15 protein-coding genes and 1 pseudogene are annotated in these 17,013 nt (G+C 64.9%); 7 read left to right on the top strand and 9 right to left on the bottom strand.

The window, feature by feature from the left end:
- The first annotated feature begins 7 nt into the window (after positions 1 to 7).
- From BVH03_RS05365 to BVH03_RS05340, 6 genes are all read left to right on the top strand, one after another.
- Entirely contained in the window at positions 8 to 1,144 is a 1,137-nt protein-coding gene (locus tag BVH03_RS05365; RefSeq protein WP_075960214.1) for a uroporphyrinogen-III C-methyltransferase, read from the top strand.
- The gene (locus BVH03_RS05360; protein ID WP_075960213.1) at positions 1,141 to 2,406 is read left to right on the top strand and encodes a heme biosynthesis HemY N-terminal domain-containing protein; all 1,266 of its coding nucleotides are present in this window, start codon (positions 1,141 to 1,143) and stop codon (positions 2,404 to 2,406) included. Before BVH03_RS05365 ends, BVH03_RS05360 begins: the two co-directional genes overlap by 4 nt.
- 313 nt (positions 2,407 to 2,719) lie before the next feature.
- On the top strand, positions 2,720 to 3,181 hold the full coding sequence (locus BVH03_RS05355; RefSeq protein ID WP_075960212.1) for an Rsd/AlgQ family anti-sigma factor: 462 nt from the start codon (positions 2,720 to 2,722) through the stop codon (positions 3,179 to 3,181).
- A gap of 139 nt (positions 3,182 to 3,320) precedes the next feature.
- On the top strand, positions 3,321 to 4,460 hold the full coding sequence (locus tag BVH03_RS26310) for an AlgP family protein (protein WP_075960211.1): 1,140 nt from the start codon (positions 3,321 to 3,323) through the stop codon (positions 4,458 to 4,460).
- 175 nt (positions 4,461 to 4,635) lie between these two features.
- Positions 4,636 to 5,064, top strand: a complete 429-nt coding sequence (locus tag BVH03_RS05345; protein ID WP_075960210.1) for a phasin family protein — start codon at positions 4,636 to 4,638, stop codon at positions 5,062 to 5,064.
- A 10-nt stretch (positions 5,065 to 5,074) separates the two neighbouring features.
- Complete coding sequence (locus BVH03_RS05340) at positions 5,075 to 5,881, top strand: phasin family protein (RefSeq protein WP_075960209.1); 807 nt, start codon at positions 5,075 to 5,077, stop codon at positions 5,879 to 5,881.
- A gap of 51 nt (positions 5,882 to 5,932) precedes the next feature.
- Here the strand turns inward: BVH03_RS05340 and BVH03_RS05335 are convergent, their stop codons facing one another.
- From BVH03_RS05335 to BVH03_RS05295, 9 genes and pseudogenes are all read right to left on the bottom strand, one after another.
- Complete coding sequence (locus BVH03_RS05335) at positions 5,933 to 6,556, bottom strand: TetR/AcrR family transcriptional regulator (RefSeq protein WP_075960208.1); 624 nt, start codon at positions 6,554 to 6,556, stop codon at positions 5,933 to 5,935.
- A gap of 40 nt (positions 6,557 to 6,596) precedes the next feature.
- A complete protein-coding gene (phaZ, locus tag BVH03_RS05330; RefSeq protein ID WP_075960207.1) occupies positions 6,597 to 7,460 on the bottom strand; it encodes a poly(3-hydroxyalkanoate) depolymerase in 864 nt (287 codons plus the stop codon).
- A 30-nt stretch (positions 7,461 to 7,490) separates the two neighbouring features.
- Positions 7,491 to 9,169 (bottom strand): annotated as a pseudogene (gene phaC / locus BVH03_RS05325) (class II poly(R)-hydroxyalkanoic acid synthase).
- A 196-nt stretch (positions 9,170 to 9,365) separates the two neighbouring features.
- A complete protein-coding gene (locus BVH03_RS05320) occupies positions 9,366 to 9,737 on the bottom strand; it encodes a gamma-butyrobetaine hydroxylase-like domain-containing protein (protein WP_075960206.1) in 372 nt (123 codons plus the stop codon).
- Between the two features lie 84 nt (positions 9,738 to 9,821).
- Positions 9,822 to 11,162 carry an HslU--HslV peptidase ATPase subunit gene (hslU, locus tag BVH03_RS05315; RefSeq protein WP_075960205.1) on the bottom strand — a complete coding sequence of 447 codons (1,341 nt, stop codon included), beginning with the start codon at positions 11,160 to 11,162 and terminating at the stop codon, positions 9,822 to 9,824.
- 25 nt (positions 11,163 to 11,187) lie between these two features.
- The gene (gene hslV, locus BVH03_RS05310; protein WP_075928576.1) at positions 11,188 to 11,724 is read right to left on the bottom strand and encodes an ATP-dependent protease subunit HslV; all 537 of its coding nucleotides are present in this window, start codon (positions 11,722 to 11,724) and stop codon (positions 11,188 to 11,190) included.
- A gap of 93 nt (positions 11,725 to 11,817) precedes the next feature.
- The gene (locus tag BVH03_RS05305) at positions 11,818 to 12,519 is read right to left on the bottom strand and encodes an SPOR domain-containing protein (protein ID WP_075960204.1); all 702 of its coding nucleotides are present in this window, start codon (positions 12,517 to 12,519) and stop codon (positions 11,818 to 11,820) included.
- Positions 12,520 to 14,283: an arginine--tRNA ligase gene (gene argS, locus BVH03_RS05300; protein ID WP_075960203.1), complete on the bottom strand. Its 1,764-nt coding sequence runs from the start codon at positions 14,281 to 14,283 to the stop codon at positions 12,520 to 12,522.
- A 125-nt stretch (positions 14,284 to 14,408) separates the two neighbouring features.
- Positions 14,409 to 16,628, bottom strand: coding sequence for a primosomal protein N' (locus tag BVH03_RS05295; RefSeq protein WP_075960202.1), 2,220 nt, complete (start codon positions 16,626 to 16,628; stop codon positions 14,409 to 14,411).
- Positions 16,629 to 16,793: 165 nt separating this feature from the next.
- Between BVH03_RS05295 and rpmE the strand changes: the two genes are divergently transcribed.
- Positions 16,794 to 17,006 (top strand): 50S ribosomal protein L31, encoded by a 213-nt coding sequence (gene rpmE / locus BVH03_RS05290; RefSeq protein ID WP_070885964.1) that lies wholly within the window; start codon positions 16,794 to 16,796, stop codon positions 17,004 to 17,006.
- The last annotated feature ends 7 nt before the right edge of the window (positions 17,007 to 17,013 follow it).

Here is a 17,013-nt window from a genome sequence, read left to right as displayed (position 1 = left end):
TGGATACGTGAGCGAAGCGACTCCCCCCAAAGAGCAGGAACAGCCTGTGCTGGCCGCCCCCGAATCGTCCCCAGCCGCTGCCGAGGCCAAGCCGGCTGCGCGCGGCTCGGCGATTGCTGCCGTGGCCTTGCTGGTCGCCGCCGTCGGTGTTGGCGTCGGCGGCTGGAGTGCCTGGCAATTGCGCGCGTTGCAGAGCGAAGCGAAGCAGCAGTCCGCTCAGCTAGAGCAGGCGCGCAGCCAGGCCCAGGCGTTGACGCAGCGCACCGAAAGCCTGAATGGCCGTTTTGAGCAACTGCCCAGCGTGCAGGCGCTCGAGGAGCGTCGCCAACTGGTGGCGCAACTGCAGGGTGACCAACAACTGCTCAATCGCCGCCTGGAAACCGTCCTGGGTGCCAGCCGCCAGGACTGGCGCCTGGCCGAGGCCGAGCACCTGCTGCGCCTGGCCAGCCTGCGTCTGTCGGCGTTGCAGGACATCAACAGCGCCACTGCGCTGGTTCAGGCGGCCGATGAAATTCTCCGTGACCAGGACGATCCGGCAGCCTTTGCCGCCCGCGAGCAACTGGCCAAGAGCCTGGAAGCCTTGCGCGCCACCGACAACCCCGATCGCACCGGCCTGTTCCTGCAGCTCGGCGCGCTGCGTGAGCAGGCTTCGCAGCTCAACTCGCTGAATCCCAAGTTCGTCGCTGACGGTGGCGTGCTTGGCGAGCTGGCGGCCGAAAGTGAGCCGGGCACCTGGTGGGGGCAGAGCCTGCACAAGCTCTCCCAGTATTTCCGTCTCGATTTCAACGCCGATCAGAACGTGCGTCCGCTACTGGCCGGGCAGAGCCTGACGCAAGTGCGCCTTGCCCTGAGCCTGGCGCTCGAGCAGGCACAATGGGCTGCACTGCATGGCCAGACCCAGGTCTATCGGCAGGCACTGCAGCAGGCGGCTGAGGTGCTGGACGCCAACTTCAATCGTGACAACCCCGACAGCCGCGCCCTGCGCACCCGCGTCGGCGAACTGGTCGACCAGCCTATCGAGATCAAGGCGCCCGAACTCGGCGAATCACTCAACGCCGTGCAGGCCTATATCGAGCACAAGCAGTCAGCGCGCGAACGGCTCAAGGATGCACCCGGCGAGGACAGCGCGGAGGAGCGCCCATGAAGCGCGGTTACCTGCTGTTGCTCACCGTACTGGTGATCGGCGGGCTGGCGCTGCTGGGCCTGGCCATCTCCGAACATCAGGGCTATGTGCTGTTCGCCTACAAGGGGTTCCGTTACGAGTCGACCCTGTGGGCGTTCGTGCTGCTGATCGTGGCGGTCTGCCTGGCGCTGTGGTTGATGCGCCTGCTGGCTCGCGCACTACTCACCTCGGTCGGGCTGATCAACCCCTGGTCAAGCCTGCACCGCGAGCGCCGGGTGCGCAGTGCCTCCGAACACGGCTTTCAGGAGCTGATCGAGGGGCGCTGGCGCAAGGCGCAGACGCACTTGAGCCGCATCGCGCGCAACGAGCCGCGGCCCCTGATCCATTACCTGGGCGCCGCCCGTGCCGCTCATAACCTCGAACACTATCAGCAAAGCGATGCCCTGCTCGAGGAGGCGCTGCAGCGCCAGCCCAACGCCGAACTGGCGATCGCCCTGACCCACGCCGAGCTGCAGCTGGCGCGTGGTGAAACCGACGACGCCCAACAAACCCTGCAGGTGATGCACGAACGCCATCCGCATAACCCGCAGGTGCTGCGCCAGCTGCAGCAGCTCTACGTGACCCGTGGTGACTGGCAGGCGCTGCTCAAGCTGCTACCGGTGCTGCGCAAGGAAAAGGCCATGGCGCCGGCCGAGCTGATGGCGCTGGAGCGACGCGCCTGGCGTGAATACCTGCTCGGTCTGGATTTCAATGAAGCGGGCGACGGCGCGCTGCCGTCGTTGGCCCAGGCCTGGGAGCGCCTGTCTCCCAACCTGCGTGGCGAGCCCGAGCTGCTGGCGGTGTATGCCGATCGTCTGCGTGCACTGGGTGCCGAGCCAGGCGCCGAGGAGCTGCTCAACAAGGCTTTGAACCGCGAGTACGACAGCCGCCTGGCGCGCCTTTACGGTCTGCTGCGTGGCCGTCATCCAGCCAAACAATTGCAGGCTGCCGAAGGCTGGCTCAAGCAGCATCCCGATGATGCCGGGCTGTTGCTCACCCTGGGCCGTCTGAGCCTGCACAACCAGCTATGGGGCAAGGCCCGAGATTACTTCGAGGCCAGCCTGACGCTCGAGCGCCACCCTGAAACCTGCGCGGAGTTGGCGCGCCTGCTGGCGCAACTGGGCGAAGTGGAACGCAGTAACCGCTTGTTTCAGGAAGGCCTGGGTCTGCTCGACCGTCGCCTGAGTGGCCGGGCAGTCGTAGCCACTCCCGTTGAGCCTGCGCGCACGCCGCCGCTGGGCTGAGCTGCATCCGTTTGCGCCGGCTCTAGGCCGGCGACGCGTTGCCCCCTTGAAGGGTGATCAGAGCAGGCATAACCTCAGACGAAATGAGAGGTCGGACTGCAAACAGAATCATGCTAGTGTCCGGACTCGGCTGCACGTTCAAGGATCGACTCGTGGTGCGTTGCCGTCGCTGCCCTCCATGGGCCGCAGCGACTTCCGGCCAGTGGGATACTGCCAGGTGACCAGCCAACTTCCGATTCCCGGCGAAGACAGGTTGAACGATGATCTGAGCCCGGATGCCTACAGGACTTAACTCATAAGGGAGCGGATCACCATGCTCGAAAGTTGCCAGAATGCGCAGGAGCGGTGGGGCGGCGTACACCTGATGATCGACCGTTGGCTGCAGGAACGTGCCGAACTGATCAAGGCCTATGCGGCCATCGACGACGTCAGCGACAAGGCGGTTATGCAGCGCTTCTGCGAATACCTCGTCGACTACGTCTCCGCCGGCCATTTCGAGGTTTACCAGCAGCTCACCGAAGAGGCCCGGGCGTTTGGCGATCAGCGTGGCCTTGAGCTGGCCAAGCAGATTTATTCGCGTATCGAGGTGATCACCGAAGCGGCCCTGGCCTTCAACGATCGTTGTGATGAAGGCGATTGTGGCGATGTCGACTCGGTGAGCGCCGAGCTCAAGCGCCTGGGGCAGATGCTGCACGAGCGCTTCGAACTCGAGGACTGCCTGATCGAGGTTCTGCACACCGCCCATAAACAGCAGGCCACCGCCGCCGCTGTATGAGCCACGACGCCGCGATCAACCGCGGCGTCGTCGTTTCAGGCCCCCGCCAAGCATATGCAGGTGCTTGCAAAGCGCCTCTGGCGGGCGCAAATTTCACCCACCTATGTATGGCTTTATCCCATCCGCCTGGAGGCGCGTCATGCCGGCCACAAAAAACCTGAAGAAGAAATCGGTCACCACCCCTTTGCATCTGCTGCAGCAACTGTCCGGAAGCTTGCTCGAGCACCTCGAGAATGCCTGCTCGCAAGCGCTGGTAGACGCTGAAAAGATTCTCGCCAAACTGGAAAAGCAGCGCGGTAGTGCGCAGGAAAAGCTGCACAAGGCCCGTGGCAAGCTGCAATCGGCAGTCGCCGATGGCAAGGCCAAGGCGCAGTCCAAGGCCAAGGCCGCAGTGGATGAGCTGGAGGGCGCGCTTGATGCGCTGCAGGCCCGCCAGACCGAAACCCGCCAGTACATCGTGCAGCTCAAGCGTGATGCCCAGGAAAGCCTGAAACTGGCCCAGGGCGTCGGCAAGGTGCGTGAGGCTGCCGGCAAGGCTCTGACCAGCCGTGACAAGGCCCAGGCCAAGCCGGCTGCCAGCAAGGCTGCAGCCAAGCCAGCGGTTGCCAAGCCAGCCGCCAAGGCTGCCGTCAAACCGGCTGCCAAGGCTGCTGCAAAACCTGCTGCCAGCAAAGCGGTGGTCAAAGCCGCAGTGAAACCAGCGGCCCGCGCTGCTGCCAAACCGGTGGCCAAGGCCGCAGCCAAGCCGGCTCCCAAGGCAGCCGCTAAGCCTGTTACCAAACCCGCTGCTCAAGCCGCCGCGAAACCGGCCAGTGCCAAGCCAGCTGCCAAATCTGCAGCTAGCAACGCTGCGGCCAAGCCAACGGTAGCCAAGTCCGCTGCCAAAGCGGCTGCGAAACCCACCGCTGCCAAGCCAGCGGCCAAGGCCGTTGCGAAGCCGGCTACCAAGCCCGCTAGCCAGGCCACTGCCAAGTCGGCCGCAGCCAAGCCTGCAGTCAAGCCCGCAGCTAAACCGGCTGCCAAGCCAGCCGCCAAAGCGGCCGCGAAGCCTGCCACCCAGGCTGCGGCGAAACCGGCTGCTGCCAAGTCGGCGACCAAGGCTGCCGCCAAACCGGCAACTGCCAAAGCCGCGGCCAAGCCTGCTGCCAAAGCCACGGCTGCAAAGCCGGTAGCCAAGCCTGAAGCCAGCAAGGCTGCCGCTGCACCGGCGAGCGAGCCAGCTGCATCCGCGCCTGCCACCAATGCTGCCAACGGCGCAACGCCGCCAGCCAGCAACTGATTGGCTCTTGAGCCTGCGAGCCTCGCGCTCGCAGGCTTGACCCGCACGCCCTTCGATGTCCGCATGCTCGCGCGATCCCTGCGCCGATTAGTATGCGCTTTCTAGTTTTGCCCTTTACGGTGTCTGGTAAGCCTGTGTCGTGCAGGCCATCTGCCAACCCACTGTGAGGTGCACCATGTCGAACGTTACCGTCAGCAGGCAACCGCTCATCTCCGCTCGCCGCTCTGCCCTGGGCGATCAACCGTCGCGAATCAGAAAGTTGTGGCTCGCCGGCCTGGGTGCTTATGCCAAGGTTGGCCAGGAAGGCCTGGAATATTTCCAGACGCTGGTGAACCTGGGGGAGCAAGCGGAACAGCGCGGCAGGAAACAGGTCAATGAACAAGTCGAGGCGGCCAATGGCCAGATCGACGAAGCCAGAAGCAGAGTGTCCGTTGTGAAGAACCAGGTCGCCGCGCGCATCGAAAAGATCGAGCGGGCCTTCGATTCACGCGTGGCTGGCGCACTGAACCGTCTTGGTATTCCCGCCCGACAGGATATCGAAGCCCTGTCTGCTAAGCTGGATGAGCTGAGCGCGTTGCTCGAGCGTGTCGCGCGTACTCAATAAGGAGAGCAGGATGGCTGTCAAAAAGAAAACCGAGAAACAGACCAGCTCGTGGATCGGCGAGGTTGAAAAGTACTCGCGGCAGATCTGGTTGGCAGGCCTGGGCGCTTACTCCAAGGTCAGCAAGGACGGCACCAAGCTGTTCGACACGCTGGTCAAGGATGGCGAAAAGGCCGAGAAGGCCGCCAAGAGCAACGTCGATAAGCAGGCCGATGCGGTGAAGTCGTCGGTCGATTCGTCCGTCAGCAGTGCGCGCTCGCGTGTCGACGAGGTGAAGGGCAGGGCGATCGGCAAGTGGAGCGAACTCGAGGAAGCGTTCGACAAGCGTCTCAACAATGCGATCTCGCGGCTGGGCGTGCCCAGTCGCAACGAGGTCAAGTCGCTCAATGACAAGGTCGATCTGCTGACCCGGCAACTGGAGACGCTAACGGGCGCGTCCAGCAAACCGACCGCCAAGCCAGCGGCGAAAAAGGCCGCTACCAAGTCGGCGGCCGCGAGCAAGGCGCCGGTCAACAAGGCAGCCAGCACGGCAGCAGCGAAGCCAGCCGCCAAGCCCGCTACGGCTAAACCGGCAGCAGCCAAGAAGACGCCGGCGAGCAAGGCGGCGAGTAAGCCAGCCTCCACCGCGAAAGCCCCGGCAAAAGCCGCAGCTAAACCAGCTGCCAAGCCGGCTGCCAAAGCCGTCAGTAAACCAGCGGCGAAGAAGCCAGCAGCCCGCAGGGCAACTACGGCAAAGGCAGCGGCGGCACAGGTAGCCACGCCAGCGGCCTCGACGACGCCGGCCGAGGCCCCTTCGACCTCTTCCGGCACGCAATCGTGAGTCGGTAAGTCGCCTGGAGAACGCCCGATCCCGTATCGGGCGTTTTTATTTTCAGCCGGCATTTTCGTGCAGGTAACTGTGGGCCAACAGTTCTGTTGTGTGGCGTGCTTCATCCTGCAGGTGCGGGGCGACCAGCATCATCACGTGGTAGACCACCAGGCGGCTGTCGGCCGGCTGGGCGACGATGCGCTGGTAATCCTGGGCGAACAGCAGGGTCAGCACGATTTGCTCGACCAGTTGCTGCAACACGTTGTCCTCGCTGATCAGTACCCGCCGGCCCTTCAGGTTCGCCAGTAGAGCCGTGAGCGTATGTCGCAGCCTGGCGAGCCAGTGGCGCATGCCGGTGGCCAGCTTGGGCAGGCGCCCGCTGAGGTTGGAAAGGTCCTGGAACAGGAAGCGGTACGCCGACATGCCTTCGGCGATCAGGTGCAGGAACAGCCAGTAGTCCTGAGCGTCGAGTTCGGCGTTGTCGGGCGGTGTGAGCAGTGGTGCCAGGGTCGCCTGGAACTGCTCGAAGAGCACCAGGGTCAACGGCTCCTTGCCATGGAAATGGTAGTAGAGATTGCCCGGGCTGATGTCCAGGCTGTTGGCGATTTCCAGGGTCGAGACGTTGGGTTCCCCGCGTTCGTTGAACAGCGCCAGTGTGGCGTTGAGAATGCGCTCGCGGGTCTTCATCGGTTCGGTGCGTCCTCACTCATTGCCATGTGTCTGGCCGTCACGGTTGTCCACGGCTCGCCGTCACGTTGTGCGGATGCATGACCGCCGGCTGCCGCTCTTCGGCGAGGAACTTCATGATGATGGGCGCCACCACCTCGGCACGGGTTACCAGGAACAGGTGGCCGTCGTCGATCACGTGCAATTCGGAGTTGGGGATGCGCCAGGCCAGCAGGCGCATGTTGAGCAGCGGGATGATCGGGTCGTCGTCGCCGGCCAGCACCAGGGTCGGCTGGCGGATCTTGTGCAGCCAGTGGATGCTCGTCCAGCCCATGCCGGCGAACAGCTGCCAGTAGTAGCCGAGCTTGCCGCCCGAGCGCACCTTGCTGACGTGAGACAGGGCGAGCTTGGGATCACGGCGAAAGGCCCCGCCGTAGATGTCGGCGGCGATATGCACGCCGTAGGAGGGTTGCAGGTAACGGCGCGGGCTGGCCATGCGCCAAAGTACCTTGGGCTTGCCCGGAATCATCACCGCGCCTGCCGAGGTCGCGGCCAGCACCAGCTTCTTGCAACGCTCGGGGTAATCACGGGCGAACTGCTGCGCCAGGGCGCCGCCCCAGGACACGCCGATGGCGTTGACCTGGCCGTAGTCGAGGTAATCGAGCATGCGCGCCGCCAGCTTGGCCAGGCCGGGAAAGCGATAGGGGATGCTCGGCGTGGAGGAGCCGCCGACGCCCGGCACATCGAAAGCGATAATTTCCTGATCCTTGTCCAGAGCGTTGACGAACGGCATCACCAGTTCCAGGTTGGCGCCGATGCCGTTGAAGATCAGCAGCGGCACCTTGTCCGGGCTGCCGGGGCGTACGGCGGTGCGGATCGTCTGTTGATCCAGGACGATGGTGCGAAACACGAAGGCTGATGACATGTGGCGCCCCTGTCGGTGGTCGTCGCGCGCTTAGCGCTCGTGCACGTAGGTGCCCGGCGCCGCCTGGGCTGCCGGGTAGCGCTTGTTGCCCAGCTTGGCGGGCGCCTTCTTGCTCTCCCCGGAGCGCGCGGTCAGCCATTTCTGCCAGTGCAGCCACCAGGAATCGGCGTGCTTGGTGGCGTCCTCCTGCCAGGCCTTCGGGTCGGCCGGCATCTCGGGGTTGGTCATGTAGCGCGCCTTGGGGTTGCCCGGCGGGTTGAGGATGCTCTGGATGTGCCCGCTGCTGGACAGCACGAACTCGCACTGCCCGCCGAACAGGCGCGCCGACTTGTAGCAGGACGTCCAGGGCGTGATGTGGTCGTTGCTGCCGGCCACCACGTAGTGGTCGCAGGTAACCTGCCTGAGGTCGATGGGTGTACCGCAGACTTCCAGCGCGCCGGCGCGGGTCAGCGGGTTGGTCTGGAACATCTCGATGAATTCGCCGTGCAGGGCAGCGGGCAGGCGGGTGGTGTCGTTGTTCCAGTAGAGGATGTCGAACACCGGCGGCTCGTTGCCGAGCAGGTAGTTGTTGACCCAGTAATTCCAGATCAGGTCGTTGGGGCGCATCCAGGCGAACACCTTGGCCATGTCGCTGCCTTCCAGTACGCCGGCCTGGTAGGAGCGGCGCTTGGCCGCTTCCAGGGTCTGCTCGTCGGCGAACAGCGCGTATTGGCTGTCCAGTTGAGTGTCCAGCACGCTGACCAGCAGCGTCTGGGCGTGCACCTTCTGTTCGTCGATGGCTGCGTAGTGACCGAGCAACGAGGCGGTGGTCGCGCCGCCGGAGCAGGCGCCCAGCACGTTGACATCGCTGCTGCCGGTGATCGCGCAAACCACCTCGACGGCTTCCTTGAGCGCTTCGATATAGGTCGACAGGCCCCATTCGCGCTGGGCCTTGGTCGGGTTGCGCCAGCTGACGATGAAGGTCTGCACCTGGCTGCGCAACAGAAAGCGTGCCAGGCTCTTTTCCGGGGACAGGTCGAATACGTAGTACTTGTTGATCTGCGGGGGCACCACCAGCAGCGGGCGCTTGAATACCTGCTCGGTGACCGGGGTGTACTGGATCAGCTCCAGCACCTCGTTGCGAAACACCACGGCGCCTTCGGTGGTAGCGACGCTGCGGCCCACCTCGAAGGCTTTCATGTCCACCTGGCTGGGCATGCCGCCGTTGTTCAGCAGATCCTTGGCCATGTGCGACAGACCGTCGAGCACGCTCTTGCCGCCAGTGTCGAAGATGCGCTTGAGCGCCGCCGGGTTGGCCAGGCTGTTGCTCGGCGCCATCGCCTCGGTCATCAGGTTGATGATGAAATGGCCGCGGCTGACGTCCTGCTCGGACAGCGAGCTGTGCTCGACCCAGTCGTGCAACTCCTTGCGCCAGGCCAGGTAGGTTTGCAGGTAGCGGCGGTAGAGCGGGTTCTGGCTCCAGGCCGGGTCGCTGAAGCGGCGGTCGTTGTCCTCGGCTGCAACCTGGACTGGCCGAGCAGCACGTTCTTCATTTCCAGCCCCAAGTGGGCGACGTGCCGGGCGCTGTGCAGCGGCTGGCGAATGGCCTGGGTCATTACCAGGCGGGCGGAATTCAGCAGATCCCTGCCACGTATACCGATGACCGGGTTGACCCCCATGGTGCTCTTGGTGGGGTTGTATTTCAGGTCATCGTTCTGCTTTTCACTCATCGACAACGCTCCCTTTGCCAGCGGCAGGCGGCCATTGATCGCGGGCAATGGCGCTGATCCTGTCGAGGCTTGCGATTGGCAGTGGTAGTGGCGCTTGCGGCATCCAGAGATGGCGGGTGAACCTGAAGTGCTCTGGTTACCCGAGTTTAGACGTTAGCGCAGGATCGGCCAGGCGGGAGCGGCGGTCGATGGCGTATCAGAGTATCAGGCGCACGACCGACTCGTCGGGGTCGCGCGATTGGCCGGCGGCGGCCAGGGCGTCCAGGTAATCACGCCACAGCTCATCCTGGCGCAGGGCCAGTTGTTGCAGATAATCCCAGCTGAACAGCCCACTGTCGTGGCCGTCGTCGAAGGTCAGCTTGAGGGCGTAGTTACCCGCCGGCTCGATACCGACCAGGGCGACGTTGAGTTTGCCGGTTTGCAGGATCGGTTTGCCGTGACCCTGCACTTCGGCGGAGGGCGAATGCACGCGCAGGAATTCGGCAGGCAAGCGGTAACTGGTGCTGCCGTAGTGCAGCTCCAGAATACGCGAGACCTTGTGCAGCTTGATCGCGGTGGGGATGAGCATGGGAAATTCCTGCTACAGGCTACAGGCTACAGGCTACAGGCTACAGGCCTTGCTTTGGCCTGCCGCCTGCCGCCTACAACGTAACTAGAGAATGTAGCGCGACAGGTCTTCGTCCTGCGCCAGCTCACCCAGGTGGCTGTTCACGTAAGCCGCGTCGATGCGAATGGTTTCGCCGCCCTGTTGACCGGCCAGATCGCCAGCGCTGAACGATACTTCTTCGAGCAGGCGCTCGAGCAGGGTATGCAGGCGACGAGCACCGATGTTCTCGGTCTTCTCGTTGACCTGCCAGGCGATCTCGGCGATACGCTTGATGCCCTCGTCGACGAACTCGACGCCTAGGCCCTCGGTCTGCAGCAGTGCCACGTACTGCTCGGTAAGCGACGCGTGGGGCTCGCTGAGGATACGCTCGAAATCCTGCGGGCTCAGCGCCTTGAGCTCGACACGAATCGGCAGGCGGCCCTGCAGCTCCGGCACCAGGTCGCTCGGCTTGCTGAGGTGGAAGGCGCCCGAGGCGATGAACAGGATATGGTCGGTCTTGACCATGCCCAGCTTGGTATTCACGGTGCAGCCTTCGATCAGCGGCAGCAGGTCGCGCTGCACGCCTTCTCGGGACACGTCAGCGCCACCCGCATTGGCGCGCTTGGCCACCTTGTCGATCTCGTCGATGAACACGATGCCGTGCTGTTCGACGGCTTCCAGGGCCTTGGCCTTGAGTTCTTCTTCGTTGACCAGGCGACCGGCTTCCTCGTCACGCACCAGTTTCAGGGCGTCCTTGACCTTGAGCTTGCGGCTCTTCTTCTTGCCTTTACCCATGTTAGAGAACAGGTTCTGCAACTGGCTGGTCATTTCTTCCATGCCGGGCGGGGTCATGATCTCGATGCCGGCCGGGTTTTCAGCCACTTCGATGTCGATTTCCTTGTCGTCCAGCTGGCCTTCGCGCAGGCGCTTGCGGAACAGCTGACGGGTGTTCGAGTCGCTGCCCGACGCCGCTTCCTCGGCGAAGCCGCTGCGTGCTGGAGGCAGCAAGGCATCGAGGATGCGGTCTTCGGCGGCGTCTTCGGCGCGGTGACGTACGCGGATGATTTCCTGCTCGCGCAACATCTTCAAGGCGGCATCGGCGAGGTCGCGGATGATCGACTCGACGTCACGGCCGACGTAGCCGACCTCGGTGAACTTGGTGGCTTCGACCTTGAGGAACGGCGCGTTGGCCAGCTTGGCCAGGCGACGGGCGATTTCGGTCTTGCCGACACCGGTGGGGCCGATCATCAGGATGTTCTTTGGCGTGACCTCGGCGCGCAGCTCGGCCGGCAGTTGCATGCGCCGCCAGCGGTTGCGCAGAGCGATGGCCACGGCGCGTTTGGCGTCGTCCTGGCCAATGATGTGGCGGTTGAGTTCGTGAACGATCTCGCGGGGTGTCATGGACATGAGCGGGCTCCGATCCGGACTGGCCTCAAAGGGCCGAGTCCAGCTCCTCGATGGTCAGGTTCTGGTTGGTGAACACGCAGATCGAGCCGGCGATGTTCAGCGCGGTTTCGGCGATCTCGCGGGCGCCGAGTTCGTCGCCGCCTTTCTGCAGCAGTGCCAGGGCCGCGGCCTGGGCAAAGCCACCACCGGAGCCCATGGCGATCAGGCCGTGCTCGGGTTCGACCACGTCGCCGTTGCCGGTGATGATCAGCGAGGCATCCTTGTTGGCTACGGCGAGCATGGCTTCCAGGCGGCTCAGGGAACGATCGGTACGCCAGTCCTTGGCCAGTTCGACGGCGGCGCGCACCAGATGGCCCTGGTGCTTCTCGAGCTGGGCTTCGAAGCGCTCGAACAGGGTGAAGGCGTCGGCGGTGGCACCGGCGAAGCCGGCGATCACCTGGCCGTGGTAAAGGCGACGAACCTTCTTGGCGTTGCCTTTCATCACGGTATTGCCGAGGGAAACCTGGCCGTCGCCACCCATGACGACTTTGCCATGGCGGCGGACTGAAACGATGGTGGTCAAGGGAGAGTCTCCACGCTGCGGGGCGAAATGGCCCTGATGACTCTCAGATGGGGGCCCGCCGCGGTTTTTCAACCGGCGGCGGGCGAAAGGGAATCAGCGTAGCTGGCGCTGTTGTAAAAGTAGGTTGCCGAACCCGCCGGCTGCCAGGGTCTTCTGGGCGCTGGCCAGTTGCTCGCGATTGGCGAAGGGGCCGACCAGTACGCGGTGCCAGGTCTTGTCCTGCACGGTGCCGGATTCCACACGCACGTTCTGGCCGAGCAGAATGATCTGCGCGCGCATGCTTTCGGCCTTGTCCTTGCTGGGGAACGAGCCGGCCTGCAGGAAGAACTGCGTGGTCAGCGGCGCTTGAGCGGCTTCGGCTGGTTTGCTCACGGGCGGTGCGGGCGGCGGGGTTTCGCCATTGAGCGCGGCCTGGGCGCGGGCGGCATCGATCTTGGCCGCCTCCTCCGGGGTGACTGGCTTCTGCTCGGGCGTGGGTGTTAGTGGGGTAGGCAGGGCATCGGGCGGCACGATCACTTCCGATTCGGGAAGCAGGGTGTAGAAATCGTACTTGGGCTTGCCCGGCTCCTGGCTGGTGGCCGAGGGGGTCGGTTTGGGCGTGGTACTGGCGCGCTCCGGCTGTGGCTTGTCGCGCTTGACCGCCTCGTCACCCGGTTTGAGGTTGAGCAGCAGGGTGACGAACACGCCTACGGCCAGGCCACAGGCGAGCCAAATCCAGCCGGGTACCGGGCGCTTGCTCGGGGCCTTGTAGCGGCTGGCGCCGCGCTTGGGTGCTGGCTTCTTGCGGGCTGCCACTTACATGCGCTCCAGGGTTTCCAGGCCCAGCAATTGCAGGCCTTGCTTGAGGGTGCGGCGAGTCAGGGCGGCGAGGCGCAGGCGGCTCTGGCGGGTGCCTTCGTGTTCGGCGCCAAGCACCGGGCAATGCTCGTAGAAGCTGGAGAACAGCCCGGCCACGTCGTAGAGATAAGCGCACAGCAGGTGCGGCGTGCCCTTGTCGGCGACACTGCTCAGCACTTCACCGAACTGCGCCAGCTTGCCGGCCAGTTCGATTTCCTGGGGCGCGTGAAGTTCGATGTGGCCGCCAATGTCCTCGATGCCCTTGCCCAGCTTGCGGAAGATGCTCGCGGTGCGCGTGTAGGCGTACAGCAGGTAGGGCGCGGTGTTGCCCTCGAAACTCAGCATCAGTTCGAAGTTGAAGCTGTAGTCGCTGGTGCGGTGCTTGGACAGGTCGGCGTACTTCACCGACGCGATGCCCACAACTCGCCCGATCTGGCGTAGCTCAGCTTCTTCGAATGGTGTTTCACCCTTCGCCGCACGTTGGTCGTTGCGCTCCTTGACCAGCTCGTAGGCACGCGATTCGGCTTCGTCGAGCAGGTCGATCAGCTTCACGGTGCCGCCGTCGCGGGTCTTGAACGGGCGGCCATCGGCGCCGTTCATGGTGCCGAAGCCCATGTGCTCCAGGTCCATGCCCTCGTGCACGAAACCGGCGCGGCGGGCGACTTCGAAAGCCATCTGGAAGTGCAGGGCCTGGCGCTGGTCGACGAAGTACAGTGCGCGGTCGGCCTTGAGCACCTGGCTGCGGTAACGCATGGCTGCCAGGTCGGTGGTCGAGTACAGGTAGCCGCCGCCGGCCTTCTGCACGATCACCGGCAGCGGGTTGCCCTCGGCGTTCTGGTACTCGTCGAGGAAGACGCACTGAGCGCCGTTGTCCTCGGTGAGCAGGCCCTTGCTGCGCAGGTCGGCGACCACGTTGGCGAGATCCGCGTTATAGGCGCTTTCGCCCTTGACGTCGGCCGGGGTCAGTTTGACGCCCAGGCGGTCGTAGGCCTTCTGGCAATGGCTCAGGGAAATGGCGTTGAAGCGGTTCCACAGGCGCATGCATTGCGGCTCGCCGGCCTGCAGCTCGACGACCAGGGCGCGCGCCCGTTCGGCGAATTCCGGGGACTCGTCGAAGCGCTTCTTGGCGGCGCGATAAAAGCCTTCAAGGTCGGCCAGCTCGCTTTCCGCGGCGGCCGGATTCTCTTCCATGAAAGCCAGCAGCATGCCGAACTGGGTGCCCCAGTCGCCGACGTGGTTCTGGCGGATCACCTCGTCACCAAGGAACTCCAGCACCCGCGCCACGGCGTCGCCGATGATGGTCGAGCGCAGGTGGCCGACGTGCATTTCCTTGGCCAGGTTCGGCGAGGACAGGTCGACGACCACGCGCTGCGTCGCGCCGTTCTTGCGCACGCCGAGGCGCTCGTCGGCCAGGGCCGCTTCCAGGCGCTCGGCCAGGGCGTCGCTGTTCTGGAAGAAATTCAGAAAGCCGGGGCCGGCGATCTCGACCTTGCTGATCTGCGCGTCGGCAGGCAGCGCGTCGATCAGCTTCTGGGCCAGGTCGCGGGGCTTCATGCCGGCCGGCTTTGCCAGCATCATGGCGATGTTGCTGGCAAAGTCACCGTGGGTCTTGTCCCGGGTGTTCTCCACCTGGATCGTCGGGCTCAGGCCGTCGGGCAGCACGCCTTCGGCGGTCAGGCGGGTCAGGGCTTGCTGGATCAGGTGGCGAATGCTGTCTTTCATACTCGGCTCGGGTTGCCTTGGGGCTTTGATCGAAAACTGCACATTATAGGAGTAGCGGCAGGTTGCAGGCCACAGGCTTCAGGCAAAGCGTATCTGCCTGTGACTTGCAGCTTGTGGCCTGCGGCCTAGAAAAGATCGATCGGGTCCACATCCAGCGACCAGCGCACCGCGCGGCCGCTGGGCAGGCTCTCCAGGATCAGCAGCCAGTGCGCCAGCAGCTTGTGCAGCGGTGCACGGGCGTTGCCCTGCAGCAGCAATTGCGCGCGGTAGCGCCCGGCGCGGCGCTCCATGGGCGCGGGCACCGGGCCCAGCAGTTCGATGCCGCTCAGCGCCAGTTCGTTCAGCAGGTGCTCGGCCTCGCTGCAAGCCTCGTCGAGAAAGCCTTCGGCCTGGCCGGGCTTGTGCGCCTCGGCACGCAGCAGCGCCAGGTGGCAGAACGGCGGCAGGCCGGCGGCGCGGCGTTCGCTCAGCGCCTGGTCGGCAAAGGCGAAATAACCTTGCTCGGTCAGCTGTACGAGCAGCGGGTGGTCGGCCAGATGGCTTTGAATGATCACTTTGCCCGGCTCCTCGGCGCGGCCTGCGCGGCCGGCCACCTGGACGATCAGCTGGGCCATGCGTTCGCTGGCGCGGAAGTCGGCGGAGAACAACCCGCCGTCGGCATCGAGGATCGCCGCCAGGGTGACACGCGGGAAGTGGTGACCTTTGGCGAGCATCTGGGTGCCGACCAGGATGCAGGGTTCGCCGCGCTGTACGGTGTTGAACAGCGTATTCATCGCCTCCTTGCGCGAGGTGCTGTCGCGGTCGACACGCAGCACCGGCACGTCCGGAAAGAGAATTTCCAGGCGTTCTTCGGCGCGCTCGGTGCCAGCGCCCACCGGGCGCAGGTCGACGTTGTTGCAGCTCGGGCAGTTGCTGGGCTGGCGCTCGGCGTGGCCGCAATGGTGACAGCGCAGCTCGCGGCTGCGCTGGTGCACGGTCATGCGCGCGTCGCAGCGCGGGCATTCGGACAGCCAGCCGCATTCGTGGCACAAGAGGGTCGGCGCGAAGCCGCGACGGTTGAGAAACACCAGCACCTGCTGGCCGGCTGCGAGAGTCTGGGTGATGGCCTGCTGCAGTGGCGGCGACATGCCGGCGTCGAGCGGGCGGCTCTTGATGTCCAGGCGCAGGAAGCGTGGTGGCTGGGCGCCGCCGGCGCGCTGGTTCATGCGCAGCAGGGCGTAGCGGCCGCTGTGGGCATTGTGCAGGCTTTCCAGCGAGGGCGTGGCCGAGCCGAGCACGATCGGCACGTTTTCCTGATGGGCGCGCACCACGGCCAGGTCGCGGGCGTGATAGCGCAGGCCTTCCTGCTGCTTGTAGGAGGCGTCGTGCTCCTCGTCGATGATGATCAGCCCAGGGCGCTTCATGGGCGTGAACAGCGCCGAGCGGGTGCCGATGATGATGTCGGCCTCGCCGTCGCGTGCCGCCAGCCAGGCGTCCAGGCGCTCGCGGTCGTTGACCGCCGAGTGCAGCAGGGCGATGCGGGCGTTGAAGCGGCGCTCGAAGCGCGCCAGGGTCTGTGGCCCCAGGTTGATCTCGGGAATCAGCACCAAGGCTTGCTTGCCGGCTTCCAGGGTTTCGCGGATCAGCTGCAGATAGACCTCGGTCTTGCCGCTGCCGGTCACGCCGGCCAGCAGAAAGGCGTTGAAGCCATCCAAGCCGGCGCGCACCGCCTCGGCCGCGGCGCGTTGCTCGGCATTGAGTGGCAACTCGGGCTGGGCCAGCCAGTTGGCGTGGCGCTCCGGGCTGCTCAGGCGGCGTACTTCGACGCGTACCAGGCCCTTCTCCTGCAGCAACTGCAGGCTGTCGCGGTTTATCTGCAGCTGGCTGAGCAGTTGGTGGGCGACGCCGTGAGGGTGTTGGGCGATGGTCTTCAGGGCTTCGCGTTGGCGTGGCGCGCGGGCCAGGCGCGGATCATCCAGGTGGGCGTCCTTGGCGATCAGCCAGAAACGCTCCTGGCGCGCTTCGGCGGCTTCGCCCTGGCGCAGCAGCACCGGCAGCGCCCAGCTCAGGGTATCGCCCAGGCTGTGCTGGTAATACTGGGCGGTCCATTGGCACAGGCGCATCAGCGCAGGCGGCACCGGGGGCTGCAGATCGAGCAGCTGCAGCGCGGGCTTGAGCTTGTCGGCCGGTACGTCGCTGTGATCGCTGACCTCGATCAGCACGCCGATCATCTCGCGGCGGCCAAAGGGTACGCGCAACCGTGCGCCGGGCTGCAGGTCGCGGGCCGATACGCCGGGCGGAGCGAGGTAGTCAAACAGCCGGCGCAATGGCGAGGGCAGGGCGAGTCGCAGGATGACGTCGGGCACGCAGAGGCTCCAGGCAGGCGAGGCGCAATAGTAACAGGCCATGTGCGACGGCCGGTAACAGCGAGTTGGTTGCATCATGGGCCGGCTCTGGTATGATCCGCGGCCAACCTAAGTGCGGTACCTGACAATAGTGTCGGGTGGCGGCACAAAACCTGAGGAAGAATCATGAAAGCCGATATCCATCCGGAATACGTCGCCATCGACGCCACCTGCAGCTGCGGTAACGTCATCAAGACCCGCTCCACGCTGGGCAAGCCGCTGAGCCTGGACGTCTGCTCCGAGTGCCACCCGTTCTACACCGGCAAGCAGAAGGTGCTGGACACCGGCGGCCGTATCGATCGCTTCAAGCAGCGCTTCGGTGTGTTCGGCGCCAAGTAAGCGACCG

The organism is Pseudomonas sp. PA15(2017) (assembly GCF_001945395.1).
Classification (GTDB): Bacteria; Pseudomonadota; Gammaproteobacteria; order Pseudomonadales; family Pseudomonadaceae; genus Aquipseudomonas.
This window is presented reverse-complemented; position numbering and strand designations above follow the sequence as displayed.